Origin of the sequence: Brevibacterium limosum (assembly GCF_011617705.1) — a bacterium.
GTDB classification, from domain to species: domain Bacteria; phylum Actinomycetota; class Actinomycetes; order Actinomycetales; family Brevibacteriaceae; genus Brevibacterium; species Brevibacterium limosum.
On sequence record NZ_CP050154.1, the window covers coordinates 2,069,093 to 2,082,060 of the forward strand.

Here is a 12,968-nt window from a genome sequence, read left to right on the forward strand (position 1 = left end):
CATAGGGAATCAGTCGCATTTTGGCGCTACGACGTGTGGATAGTGCATTCGGTGCGAATTCCGTACTCACGAGTTCGACCTTGGCTTTCGACTGTGGTCTGGCTAATCTGAATCCACCACCACACCCCCTTTCGAGGAGATCGCCATGTCGGAAGAATCCTGTGACGTCGTCATCATCGGAGCAGGCCCCACGGGTCTGAGCGCAGCCCGTCGGCTGCACAGGGCCGGACGCAGCGTCGTCGTCCTCGAAGCCCGCGACAGGGTGGGCGGTCGCACCTGGACCGAGCACATCGACGGGCAGATGTTCGAACTCGGCGGACAGTGGATCTCCCCGGACCAGACCGCGCTTCTCGCCCTCGTCGACGAACTCGGCAAGGAGACCTATCCGCGGTACCGTGACGGCGACAGCGTCTACATCGCTCCCGACGGCACGCGCACCGTCTACTCGGGGGAGATGTTCCCGGTAGGGGAGTCGACCCAGGCGGAGATGGAACGTCTCATCGGCCTTCTCGACGAGCTCGCCGTTCGCATCGGTCCGAAGGCTCCCTGGGATGCCGAGGACGCTGCCGAACTCGACTCGATCTCCTTCCACCATTGGCTGCGTCGGCAGTCTGAGGACGAGCTCGCGTGTGAGAACATCGGACTGTTCGTCGCCGGCGGCATGCTGACCAAGCCCGCCACCACCTTCTCAGCACTCCAGGCCATCCTCATGGCCGCCTCGGCGGGATCGTTCACAAACCTCGTCGACGATCATTTCATCCTCGATCGTCGCGTCGTCGGCGGAATGCAGTCGGTTTCGGTGCAGATGGCAGACGAGCTCGGCTCGGACATCGTCCGCCTGGAGCAGCCGGTGCGCCGGATCGAATGGTCGGAGTCCGGCGTCCGCGTCTCGACGGAGGAACTGCGTGTGAGCGCCCGCTCCGCGATCGTCGCCGTTCCGCCGAACCTCTACTCACGCATCACCTACACACCGCCTCTGCCGCGGCTCCAGCAGATCTTCCACCAGCACCAGTCCATGGGACTCGTCATCAAGGTCCACGCCACCTACGACACACCGTTCTGGCGTGAAGACGGGCTCTGCGGAACCGGGTTCGGTGCTTCTCGCCTCGTCCAAGAGGTCTACGACAACACGAACCACGGCGAAGAGCAGGGCACCCTCGTCGGGTTCATCTCCGATGTCAATGCCGATGCCATGTGGGCCCTGGACGAGGAGACCCGGCGGACGAAGATCCTCGAGGCGCTCGCCGAATTCCTCGGTCCGAAGGCTCTCGACCCCCGGGTGTTCTACCTCTCTGACTTCGGTGCGGAGGAATGGACCCGCGGTGCCTATGCGACCAGCTACGACCTCGGCGGTCTGCACCGGTGGGGCCCCTTCCAGAACGACCCGGTCGGGCCGCTCCACTTCGCCAGCTCCGATATCGCCGCCGAAGGCTACCAGCACGTCGACGGAGCCGTGCGCATCGGCACCGCGACCGCCGAGAGGATCCTCGGCGAGAAGTCCTGATCCATGAGCAGCACACAGCCGTCACCGTCGACGAACTCGAGCGGACTGAGCGCCAAGGGGCTCTCCGCCGGCAAGATCGGTGCCATCGGGGGAGCCGTCATCGGCATCTCCTGCATCGCTCCGGCCTATACGCTGACCTCGGGACTGGGCCCGACGATCTCCGAGGTCGGGGTGCACACCCCGGCCGTGCTGCTCATCGGCTTCGTGCCGATGCTGCTGGTCGTCTTCGGCTACCGGGAACTCAATACGGCGATGCCGGACTCGGGGACCACCTTCACCTGGGCGACCAGAGCGTTCGGCCCCTGGCTGGGCTGGATGGGCGGATGGGGCCTCGTCGCTGCCACCGTCCTCGTGCTGTCCAATCTCGCGGCTGTGGCGGTGGACTTCCTGTTCCTCCTGCTGTCGCAGGTGTTCTCCGATCCGTCCATCGCCGAACTCACCCGTGTTCTGTGGATCAACATTCCCGTCACGATCATTCTCACCGCGGCTGCGGCCTGGGTGTCCTACAGGGGCGTCGAGGCCACCGAGAAGCTGCAGGTCTGGCTCGTCGCCTTCCAGGTTCTGGCGCTGGGATGGTTCGTCGTCGCCGCGATCGTGCAGGCCTCGAACGGCACCGCCTTCGACCCGACCCCGGTCTCATTCGACTGGTTCAACCCTCTGTCTGCCGGTGACTTCTCCACCGTCGCGGCCGCAGTCTCCCTCTCCATCTTCCTGTTCTGGGGCTGGGACACGGTGATCACGATGAACGAGGAGGCGAAGGATCCGGAGAAGACCCCGGGCCGGGCCGCCATGCTCACCATCGTGGCGATCGTCATCATCTACATCGCCTGCACGATCGCCGTCATCTCCTTCGCCGGAGTCGGCACCGAGGGGCTCGGGGCAGGCAATCCGGACAACCAGGAATCGATCTTCGCCTCACTCGCCGGCCCTGTCATGGGTCCCTTCGCGGTGCTCGTGTCCGTCGCCGTGCTCTCTTCCTCTCTGTCGTCGCTGCAGGCGACGATGGTCTCACCGTCGCGGACGATCCTGGCGATGGGCCACTACGGAGCGCTGCCGGAGAAGTACGGCCGCGTCTCCCCGCGGTACAAATCGCCGTCCGTGGCCACCGTCACCTCGGCGGCAGCGGCGATCATCTTCTACGTCGTCATGCGCCTGCTCTCGGAGAACGCCCTGTGGGACACGATCACCGCTCTGGGACTCATGGTCTGCTTCTACTACGGCATCACGGGTCTGGCCTGCATCTGGTATTTCCGCCGCAGCCTGTTCGCCTCGACCCGCACGTTCTTCTTCCGGTTCCTGTTCCCGCTCATCGGCGGAGTGACCCTGCTGGTCATCTTCGTCACCACCGCGATCGACTCCCTCGATCCCGACTACGGATCGGGGTCGTCCGTCTTCGGCATCGGACTCGTCTTCGTCCTCGGCATCGGAGTGCTGGCCCTGGGCGTGGTCATCATGATCATCCAATCTCTCCGCCATCCCGACTTCTTCCGCGGACACACCCTGAAACAGGGAGTCGACGAGGGGTGAATGAGCAACTGGTGGCTCTGCGCCGAGTCCGGGACCGCATCGACCGCGAGTTCGACCAGCCCTTGAGCGTGGAGGCCCTGGCCACAGGCGTGCACATGTCCGCCGGGCACCTCAGCCGTCAGTTCAGAGCGGCCTTCGGCGAATCGCCGTATTCGTATCTCATGACGCGCAGGATCGAACGCGCCATGGCCCTCATCCGTCGCGGTGATCTCACGATCACCGAGATCTGCTTCACCGTCGGCTTCTCCTCCCTGGGCACCTTCAGCACCCGCTTCAGCGAACTCGTCGGACTCTCACCGACGCGCTACCGCGACGGTGTCGCCGCAGGCGAGCACCGGCTGCCGACGATCGTGGTGAAGAATGCCCTGCGACCGGTCAGGAATCGAGAAGTCCCACCTGACTGAGCAGTCTACGATTGCTGACATGGACATCTCGATCAACGCCAGCTTCCTGCCGCACATCGATGCGGACGAATCCCTGACCTTCTACCGTGACATCCTCGGCTTCGAGCTGCGCCTCGACGTCGGTGCCGGACGCATGCGCTGGCTGACGGTGGGACCGGTCGGCCAACCCGACACATCGATCGTGCTCACCCCGCCCGTGACCGACCCGACGATCAGCGACACCGAACGGGAGACCATCGAAGGTCTCATCGCCAAGGGCAGCTATGCCGCGATCGTGCTGGCGAGCCCGAACGTCGATGAGACCTTCGCCGAGGTGGAGGCCAAGGGTGCCGATATCGTGCAGGAACCGATGGACCAGCCCTATGGTCTGCGCGACTGTGCCCTGCGGGATCCCGCCGGAAACATGATCCGCATCCAGCAGAGAGGCTGAGACCTGTGCACACCGCAGACAGCCATGACCTCATCCGCGTCAGCGGAGCCCGGGAGAACAATCTCAAGAACTTAAGCGTCGAGATCCCCAAACGTCGCCTGACGGTCTTCACCGGCGTTTCCGGTTCCGGCAAGAGTTCGCTGGTCTTCCACACCATCGCCGCCGAGTCCCAGCGGATGATCAATGAGACCTATTCCGCGTTCGTCCAAGGCTTCATGCCTGCGATGGCCCGACCCGAAGTCGATGTCCTCGAAGGACTGACGACGGCCATCCTCGTCGATCAGGAGCGGATCGGAGCGAACCCGCGATCCACCGTGGGTACGGTCTCGGACATCAATGCGAAGCTGCGCACCCTCTTCGCTCGTCTGGCAGAACCGAACCTCGGGTCGACCAACGCCTACTCCTTCAACGTGGCCACGCTGAGCGGGAAAGGCGCGGTGAGTATCGACAAGGGCGAGGGCAAGCAGGTCGAACGCAGGTCCTTCTCCGTCAACGGCGGAATGTGCCCGCAATGCGAGGGAATGGGCACCGCGACGGACATCTCCATCGCCGAGGTGGTCGATGAGTCGAAATCCTTGGCCGAGGGAGCCATCACGGTCCCCGGGTACAAACCCGGCGGTTGGTCCGTGCGCATGTTCTCCGAATCCGGCTACTTCGACCCGGACAAGCCCGTCGCCGACTTCGATGAGAAGGAGCGGCACTACCTGCTCTACGCCGAAGGTGAGAAGGTCAGGATCAACGGCACGAACATCACCTTCGACGGGCTGATTCCTCGTATCCGCCGGTCGTTCCTGTCCAAGGATCGTGACTCGATGCAGAAGCACATCCGCGAGTTCGTCGACCGAGCCGTCGTGTTCACCACCTGTCCCGACTGCGAGGGAACTCGTCTCAATGCGGCCGCGCGGTCCTCCCTGATCGCCGGTCGGTCCATCGCCGATGTGTGTGCCCTGCAGATCTCGGACATCACGAAATGGCTCGATCAGATCACGCCGGGGGCCGCCTCGGCGCTGCTGAAGTCACTGCGTGCGGACGTGCGCGCCTTCAACGACATCGGCCTCGGGTATCTGTCCCTGGACCGATCGGCGGGATCGTTGTCCGGGGGAGAGGCGCAGCGGATCAAACTGGTCCGCCACCTGGGCTCGTCGCTTACGGACGTCACCTATGTCTTCGACGAACCGACGATCGGTCTGCATCCGCACGACATCCGAGCGATGAACGACCTGCTGCTGGCGCTGCGGGACAAGGGCAACACGGTCCTCGTCGTCGAACACAAGCCCGAGACGATACTCATCGCCGACCACATCGTCGACCTCGGTCCCGGCGCGGGCAGCACCGGGGGAGAGGTCACCTTCACCGGCACCGTCGACGGTCTCCGGGAATCGGATACTCTCACCGGTCGCCACCTCGGATACACCGCCGCACTCAAGGACACGGTGCGGGAGTCGGCGGGTGCACTGGAGATCCGGGGTGCCGGATCGCACAATCTGCGCGACGTCGATGTCGATGTGCCCCTCGGCGTGCTCACCGTCGTCACCGGGGTCGCCGGTTCGGGCAAGAGCAGCCTCATCGAGGGGTCCCTGCGGGGTCGCGATGGAGTTGTGATGATCGATCAGGCTCCGATCAAGGGGTCCCGGCGCAGCAACCCTGCCACGTATACGGGGATGCTCGAGCCCATCCGGAAGGCGTTCGCGAAGGCCAACGGGGTCAAACCCGCCCTGTTCAGCGCGAATTCCGAAGGCGCGTGCCCGGTGTGCAACGGCGCCGGGATCATCTATTCGGATATGGCGCTCATGGGCGGCGTGTCGGCACCGTGCGACGAGTGTGAGGGCAAGGGGTTCCAAGCCGAGGTGCTCGAATTCACCTTGGGCGGACTGAATATCCGTGAGGTCCTGGATCTGCCTGTGGTTTCGGCGGTCGACCATTTCGGTGCGGGGGAGTCGCGCATTCCGACGGTCGTGAAGATTCTGAAGATCCTCGCCGAGGTGGGACTCGGCTATGTCAGTCTCGGCCAGCCGCTGACGACGCTGTCCGGGGGAGAGCGTCAGAGACTGAAACTCGCGGTGCACTTGTCGGCGAAGGCCGCCGAGGCGGCGCAGGTGATCATCCTCGATGAACCGACGACCGGACTGCACCTGGCCGATGTCGAGAACCTGCTGGGGCTGCTAGATGGACTCGTCGACTCCGGACGCACCGTCATCGTCATCGAACACCATCAGGCCGTGATGGCTCATGCCGATCACATCATCGACCTCGGACCCGGTGCCGGACACGACGGAGGTTCCATCGTGTTCGAAGGCAGCCCAGCCGACCTGGTCGCAGGAGAGAAGACGAACGGTTCGCTGACTGCCGAGCATCTGGCCACATATGTGAATGCCTGACCGGCCTGACCGGGGGAGCCGCTGCTTTTCACACTTCGCTCAGAGAGCGCGGAGGCGATTCGGATGCTGAATTCACGGTCTCGGGTTCAAATGCGGCAGTTGATTCGTTACGGTGTATAACGGCTTGGTAACGACCGGGTTACAGAGCCGAAATGCAGTCGTACTTTGGAGAAGACACAGTGAACCTCTACAGCACAAGCCTCCGCAAGGCCGCTCTGCTCGTCGGCGCCGGCGCTGTCGCAGCCGCCGGGCTGACCGGAATGAGCGCAGCGCAGCCGGCACAGGCATCTGAGAAGGGCGTCTGGGACAAGGTCGCCGAATGCGAATCCGGCGGTGACTGGCACATCAACACCGGAAACGGATACTACGGCGGACTGCAGTTCTCCAAGCAGACCTGGAATGCCTTCGGCGGTTCGGGCACTGCGGACGAGCACAGCAAGGAGTGGCAGATCCACATCGCTCAGAAGGTGCTCGAGGAACAGGGTCCGGGCGCATGGCCGGTCTGCGGCGAGAAGGCCGGACTGACGAAGTCCAACGGTGCCGCCGATGACGGCGACGGGTCCGGCGACGACGGCGGTTCGAGCGACAGCGGCAAGGTCGGACTCGGCGGAAATGTCATCGTCGGCAGCTGATCCCGCGCAATGATCTGATGATCAACGATCTGCAGGCGCGAACACGTGCGCTGTGATCGTGATCAGAAAATGCCCGTGAGTGACCCACGCGTCGCTCACGGGCATTTTCTGTCGGTGATCCGGCTCTGGGTATAACGCCGATAATATACATTATGTTAAGTACAGACATGGACCCGCTCCCCGGGGTGCCCGGATACAGTTGAATTCGACGGTTCGCGTTGGGATCCGTCAGTCCGACATGAGGAGACGGAATGGCGACGAGGCAGCCGGCGATGCGACCGACGGGTGAAGGCGTTGGCGAGGTTCTCGACCGTGCCCGCGGTCCCAGGCGCGCCGAGGCAGATCGCCTGTGCGAGATCTTCGCAGAGATCTCCGGCGAAGTGCCTGTGGTGTGGGCTTCGGGCATCATCGGGCTCGGTGAGGTCGAGTATCGCTATGAGTCCGGACATGGCGGCACAGTGCCGGTGCTCGCCTACTCCCCTGCTGCGCGCCAGCACACGATCTATCTCACCGCGACTATGAAGAGCGCGGGCCGAATGGGGCGAATGCTAGTCTGTACTGAACAGTAACTCAGCTCACAGCAGAGGTGCACCCATGAACGCAGACACCACAGCCGCGCAGAACACCGACTCGGCACCCACCTTCAAGCTCTGGAAGAAGATGCAGGAGATGCCGCTGGGCGGTCGCGTGGGCTCCTGGCTGTTCTCTCAGGCCATCTCCTTCAAGGCACCCTATTTCCGCACCGTGCGACCGCAGATCAGAGAGCTGCGCCGGGGGCTGTGCCGCGTCACTGCACCGAACCGTCGCGGAATGCACAACCACATCGGCACCTATCACGCGATCGCATCGTGCAATATGGCCGAGGTCGCCGCCGGTGTCATGACCGAAGCGACCGTGCCGCCCACACACCGCTGGATCCCTGCGGGAATGACCGTGGAGTACAACGCCAAGGCCAGCAAGGGAGAGATTACGGCCGTCACCCGCCTTGAGGCGATCCCTGAATTCGGCGACGAGAAGTTCGACCTGGTCGTCCCCGTCGACGTCATCGACGCTGAGGGCACCGCATTCGTCACGGCACGCATCACCATGTACATCTCACCGAAGAAGCGCTGAGCCATCCCGTCTCCATCCGGTGACGGGTTTGAACCGGTCACCAACCCGACAGCAGCAGCACCCGCTGAGCGGCCGAGGCGCCCTTGTCGAGCGGGCGCGGCGGCCTGTATCCGCCCTCGGCACCGAGGGCGATGATGAGATCGCCGAGTTCCTCCGCGATGAACGCGGCCAGGCTCTCGTCGACCGGCCAATCGTGACCGGTGCCGCGTGAGAGATCCGCGGCATGGAGGGCTAGCTCGAGGATGCGCATCTGCACCAGCTGCGCGCCGGGAATGCTCCCGATCCGATGTGCGACCGGCATCTGCAGATCGCACTCCTCAGCGAGCGTTCTGAATGCTGTCTCGTTAGCCCAGAATGATTCGAGCCTGTCATTGCCGCGGTGATCGACTCCCCTGGTGGCTTCGACCTACGCAGTGCTCGCCTGCCCCAGCAGCAGCGTGTAGCGGACTCCCCCGCCGATCAGGTGATTGATGAGCTCGGCATTCGTCCACTCTCCGGCACCGGTCGATCGATTCAGATCGGAAGCACGGACTCGCCGCAGCGTCTCGGACAATGAGATCTTCCGGCCAAACGGTGACCCTGACCGTTCGGTCAGTATATGTTATCCCTACGTCCCGCGTGATGGTATACCAACGTGACCTGCCACTCGGGCCCCTGCTACTCGACAATGAAGTGAGGAGCTGACCATGACAGTGGCCAGCGGTTCGGCCGACTACATCGGCCTCGCAAATGCGCCGATTCTCTGGATACTCGCGTTGGCGGTGATGGCTGTCGTCGTCGTCCAATCGCTCATCTACATGACCGCCGTGAAGAAGAACGCCGAGTCGGCGGGAATGAGCCAACAGGAGGTCAGGTCGGCCTTCCGCGCCGGTGGTGTCGCCGCAATCGGACCGTCACTGTCGGTGGTCCTCGTCGCCATCGCCCTGCTGCCGCTCTTCGGCACTCCCCCGGTCATCGTCCGGGTCGGGCTCATCGGCTCCGCCGCCACCGAGGTGGCCTCTGCGTCGCTGGCTGCAGGCACCATGGGCGCCAACCTCGGTGATGAGACCTTCACCCGCGGGGTCTTCATCGTGGCTCTCATGGCGATGAGCCTCTCGGGAGCCGGCTGGATGATCTCCACTCTCATCCTCACCCCGATCTTCAAGCGCAGCTCCCACAAACTCGAGAAGGTCAATCCGGCACTCATGTCGATCATCCCGGGCGCGGCACTGCTCGCGGCCTTCGCGGCCCTGACCTTCCGTGAGCTGCCGAAATCGCCGGCGCACGTCATCGCCGTCATCGTCTCGGCAGTCGTGATGAGCATCTGCCTGCTGCTGGCCAAGACACTCAAACAGAACTGGCTGAAGGAATGGGGACTGGGATTCTCCCTGCTCATCGGCCTCGTCGCCGCGTATTTCGCCCACTATGCCGGTCTCGGACTGCCCGAAGCCTGAGGAGAGAACATGTCATCGATCATCACATCGCCCTCGCACGCGGCGTTCGAGCGCACCACCAGCCGGTGGGGCTCGATCACGCTGTTCATCGGATTCCTCATCGCCACCTCGGTGCCGTTCTATCTGATCTTCGTCGCAGACGCGAACATCGACTTCGGTGAGATCCTCACGGGGTTCCTCGCCGTGTTCGCCGTCTACGGCGTCTTCTACATCGTCGAACCTCTCACCTACTTCCCGATCCTCGGACCCGCCGGAATGTACCAGGCCTTCATGATCGGCAACGTCTCGAACAAGCTGCTGCCCTCAGCCATCGTCGCTCAGGACGCGATCGGCGCGAAGCCCGGCACCCGCAAGGGCGAATATGCGGCGACGATGGCCATCTGCGGGGCGGCGATCATCCACGTCACGTCGATGGTCATCTTCGTCGGCATCCTCGGCACGTGGCTCGTCACCCTCATCCCCGAGTCGGCCACCCTCGTCGCGAAGCTCTACATCCTCCCGGCCATCCTCGGCGGTGTCACCGTCCAGCTCATCGCGTCCCTCAAGCAGCTCAAGTCGACGCTCATCGCCCTCGGCATGGCGGCTCTGGTCATCCTCGTCCTCGTCCGACTGGTTCCCGTGCTCGCGCCCGGCGACGTCGCGATCGTCGTGTTCCTGACCATCCTCATCACCTGGTTCACCCGCAACAAATCGGTCACGGACAAGAGGCCGGGCGGCGACGGCACCGATACCGTCGGCATCAACTGACGACAGCATGCGCCTGTCGCTCAGTCTCCGAGACTGACCCCCGCATTCGAGAATTCCTGCCAAGATGGCACCACACCACTGCCGAAAGGACATCATGTCGCTCAAGCCCGCTCTCCGCGCGTCGATCAGCGCCGATCTCGACCAGACGATTGCCGACTACAAACACTTCCACCGCACTCCCGAGCTGTCGATGCAGGAGACGAACACCGCCGCCGAGATCGCCTCCCGCCTCCACGCCCTCGGACTGACCACCCGCACCTTCGGCGGAACCGGCGTCGTCGCCGTGATCGACAACGGCGACGGGCCCGTCATCGGCTACCGCGCCGACATCGACGGCCTGCCGATCAGCGAGGACACCGGACTCGACTACGCCTCCACCGCAGAGGGCACTCTGCCCGACGGGGAGACCACGAAGGTCATGCACGGCTGCGGCCACGACACGCACATCACCGTCGGGCTCTACCTCGCCAAGCACCTCGTCACACACAAGGACCTGTGGTCGGGCACGGTCGTCATGATCTTCCAGCCGGGGGAAGAGACCGGCCAAGGTGCGCGGGCCATGCTCGACGACGGACTCTGGGATGAGATCGTGCGCCCCGAAGTCATCTTCGGTCAGCATGTGTGGCCCGGAACGGCCGGCCACATCTACGCCAGCAGCGGCACCGCCATGGCGATGTCCGACTGCCTGCGCGTGACCGTCAAGGGCAAACAGGCGCACGGATCCCAACCGGAGAATGCGATCGACCCTATCGTCCTCGGCGCCTATATGATCACCCGGCTCCAGTCGGTCGTGTCCCGTGAGATCTCCGGCCGCGACATGTCCGTCGTCACCGTCGGCACGTTCCACGGCGGGCTCAAGGAGAACATCATCCCGGACTCCGCCGAGTTCAAACTCAATATCCGCACCTTCACCGAGGAGGTCCGCGCAGTCGTCCTCGACCGGGTCCGCCGCATCATTCTCGCCGAGGCGCAGGCTTCCGGCGCCCCGGAACCGGAGATCGAGGAGATGTATCGGTTCCCGCGCTGCTTCAACGACCCCGACGAAACCGAGTCGTTCCTCACTCACGTCGGAGCCGAGCTCGGTGCCGAGCAGGTCCACCTGACCGAGCCTGCCACCGGCAGCGAGGATGTCGGAGCGTTCGGCGATGACATCGGGGTGCCGTACGTCTACTGGTTCTTCGGCGGCTACTCCCCTGCGAAATTCGAAGGCGGACAGACCCCGGCCGGCAACCACTCCCCGTTCTTCGCTCCTGACGATGTCGAAACCACGCTCGAGACGGGCATCCGAGCCGCGCTGTCAGCAGTGCTGAGCAAGGTTGGAAAGGACCGCGCATGAGTGAGGAGATGCTGTGGTGGTCGACCCGTGAACTGGCCGCCCGGATCGCCGCCAAAGAGGTCTCCGCCCGTGAAGCACTGCAGGTCCACCTCGACCGCATCGACGCAGTCAACCCCGTCCTCAATGCCGTCGTCACCCGTGACGACGAGGCCGCGTTCGCCCAGGCCGAGGCGGCGGACTCAGCGACCGCTCGCGGTGAGAGCTTCGGGCCCCTGCACGGGGTGCCGATGACGCACAAGGACACTCACGACACTGCGGGAATGCGCACGACTTGGGGATCGCCGCTCATGGCCGATCGGGTTCCCGAATCGGATGCGCTCATCATCGCCCGACTCAAAGCCGCCGGGATCACGACGACGGGCAAGACGAATGTCCCCGAGTTCGCCGCCGGTTCGCACACCTTCAACGAGGTGTTCGGCACGACGGTGAACCCCTACGACCGAACGAAATCGGCATCGGGGTCCTCCGGCGGAGTGGGGGCGGTGCTCGCGGCCGGGATCCAAGCCTCCGGGGACGGATCGGACATGGGCGGATCACTGCGTTCGCCCGCATCGTTCAACAACGTCGTCGGGCTGCGACCGAGCAACGGCCGCATCCCGCACACTGCCCCGGGCAACCCCTATGCGTGGCTTGGGCAGAGCGGGTTCATGGCACGCACGGTCTCGGATGTCGCACTGCTGATGTCGGTGGCCTCAGGGCCGCACCCCTCGGCGCCGGCATCGATCCTGGAATCGGGCAGAGTCTTCGACCTCCCGAAATTCGCTCGTACCGCCGACCACTCCCCCGACCTCACCGGTCTTCGGGTCGGATTCAGCCCCGACCTGGACGGACTGCTGCCTGTCGAGGCCGAGGTGAAGGACATCGTCGCCTCCACGGCTCAGGTGTTCGGCGGTCTCGGCGCGCAGGTGGACGCGGAGATTCCGAATCTCACGGACGCCGATGAGGTATTCAATGTGCGCCGTGCCCTCGACTTCGTCGGGTCCTGGGGCGGGCTGTATGAGACGCACCCGGAGCACATCAAGGAATCGGTCAGGTGGAATATCCGCATGGGCCTCGATCTCACCGGCGCCGAGGTGGTTGCGGCCGAATCCGCACGCACCCGCCTCCACGGTGAGATCGACCGATACTTCGCCGGACACGATGTCCTCGTGCTCACTACCTGCCAGGTCCTGCCGTTCGATGCCGACATCGAATATCCGACGCAGATCAACGGTGTGCAGTTGGAGAACTACCTCGATTGGATGCGGGCCCTGTGCCTGATCTCGGCGACCGGGTGCCCTGCGATCTCGGTGCCGGCAGGATTCTCGGCCTCCGGCCTGCCGGTGGGTGTACAGATCGTGGCGAAACCGGGCGCTGACGTCGAACTGCTCCGAGTCGCTCATGCCTTCGAATCGGCGACCGGTCACCACCGTCGGCGGCCGGAGCTCTGAGCGGAACGTCGCGCCGGAATCGGCGCAGCGCGGG

General features: G+C 64.2%; 14 protein-coding genes. 12 read left to right on the top strand and 2 right to left on the bottom strand.

Annotation, left to right across the window (positions count from 1 at the left end):
- Positions 1-145 precede the first annotated feature (145 nt).
- From GUY37_RS09210 to GUY37_RS09245, 8 genes are all read left to right on the top strand, one after another.
- Positions 146-1,504, top strand: a complete 1,359-nt coding sequence (locus GUY37_RS09210) for a flavin monoamine oxidase family protein (protein WP_166824803.1) — start codon at positions 146-148, stop codon at positions 1,502-1,504.
- A 3-nt stretch (positions 1,505-1,507) separates the two neighbouring features.
- Positions 1,508-3,031: an APC family permease gene (locus GUY37_RS09215; protein ID WP_166824806.1), complete on the top strand. Its 1,524-nt coding sequence runs from the start codon at positions 1,508-1,510 to the stop codon at positions 3,029-3,031.
- The gene (locus GUY37_RS09220; RefSeq protein WP_035320339.1) at positions 3,028-3,435 is read left to right on the top strand and encodes a helix-turn-helix transcriptional regulator; all 408 of its coding nucleotides are present in this window, start codon (positions 3,028-3,030) and stop codon (positions 3,433-3,435) included. Before GUY37_RS09215 ends, GUY37_RS09220 begins: the two co-directional genes overlap by 4 nt.
- Positions 3,436-3,454: 19 nt before the next feature.
- The gene (locus GUY37_RS09225) at positions 3,455-3,865 is read left to right on the top strand and encodes a VOC family protein (protein WP_101593512.1); all 411 of its coding nucleotides are present in this window, start codon (positions 3,455-3,457) and stop codon (positions 3,863-3,865) included.
- A 5-nt stretch (positions 3,866-3,870) separates the two neighbouring features.
- The gene (locus GUY37_RS09230) at positions 3,871-6,243 is read left to right on the top strand and encodes an ATP-binding cassette domain-containing protein (protein WP_228278453.1); all 2,373 of its coding nucleotides are present in this window, start codon (positions 3,871-3,873) and stop codon (positions 6,241-6,243) included.
- A 179-nt stretch (positions 6,244-6,422) separates the two neighbouring features.
- Positions 6,423-6,875: a transglycosylase family protein gene (locus tag GUY37_RS09235; protein ID WP_269320682.1), complete on the top strand. Its 453-nt coding sequence runs from the start codon at positions 6,423-6,425 to the stop codon at positions 6,873-6,875.
- 251 nt (positions 6,876-7,126) lie between these two features.
- Entirely contained in the window at positions 7,127-7,444 is a 318-nt protein-coding gene (locus tag GUY37_RS09240; protein WP_166824809.1) for a hypothetical protein, read from the top strand.
- Between the two features lie 25 nt (positions 7,445-7,469).
- Positions 7,470-7,988, top strand: coding sequence for a hotdog fold domain-containing protein (locus GUY37_RS09245; protein WP_166824812.1), 519 nt, complete (start codon positions 7,470-7,472; stop codon positions 7,986-7,988).
- Between the two features lie 37 nt (positions 7,989-8,025).
- Here GUY37_RS09245 and GUY37_RS09250 read toward each other — a convergent pair whose 3' ends face one another.
- Both GUY37_RS09250 and GUY37_RS09255 read right to left on the bottom strand, forming a co-directional pair.
- Complete coding sequence (locus GUY37_RS09250; protein WP_166824815.1) at positions 8,026-8,289, bottom strand: hypothetical protein; 264 nt, start codon at positions 8,287-8,289, stop codon at positions 8,026-8,028.
- 105 nt (positions 8,290-8,394) lie between these two features.
- A complete protein-coding gene (locus GUY37_RS09255) occupies positions 8,395-8,541 on the bottom strand; it encodes a hypothetical protein (protein WP_166824818.1) in 147 nt (48 codons plus the stop codon).
- Between the two features lie 133 nt (positions 8,542-8,674).
- On the opposite strand from GUY37_RS09255, the gene GUY37_RS09260 reads away from it, so the two are divergent.
- The 4 genes from GUY37_RS09260 to GUY37_RS09275 all read left to right on the top strand — a co-directional run bounded on the left by GUY37_RS09260 (position 8,675) and on the right by GUY37_RS09275 (position 12,934).
- Positions 8,675-9,421, top strand: coding sequence for a DUF5058 family protein (locus tag GUY37_RS09260; RefSeq protein WP_025778344.1), 747 nt, complete (start codon positions 8,675-8,677; stop codon positions 9,419-9,421).
- A 9-nt stretch (positions 9,422-9,430) separates the two neighbouring features.
- The gene (locus tag GUY37_RS09265; protein WP_166824821.1) at positions 9,431-10,168 is read left to right on the top strand and encodes a hypothetical protein; all 738 of its coding nucleotides are present in this window, start codon (positions 9,431-9,433) and stop codon (positions 10,166-10,168) included.
- Positions 10,169-10,262: 94 nt separating this feature from the next.
- On the top strand, positions 10,263-11,504 hold the full coding sequence (locus GUY37_RS09270; RefSeq protein ID WP_166824824.1) for an amidohydrolase: 1,242 nt from the start codon (positions 10,263-10,265) through the stop codon (positions 11,502-11,504).
- Positions 11,501-12,934 carry an amidase gene (locus GUY37_RS09275; protein WP_166824827.1) on the top strand — a complete coding sequence of 478 codons (1,434 nt, stop codon included), beginning with the start codon at positions 11,501-11,503 and terminating at the stop codon, positions 12,932-12,934. The genes GUY37_RS09270 and GUY37_RS09275 overlap by 4 nt, the downstream gene beginning before the upstream one ends.
- Positions 12,935-12,968: the final 34 nt, after the last annotated feature.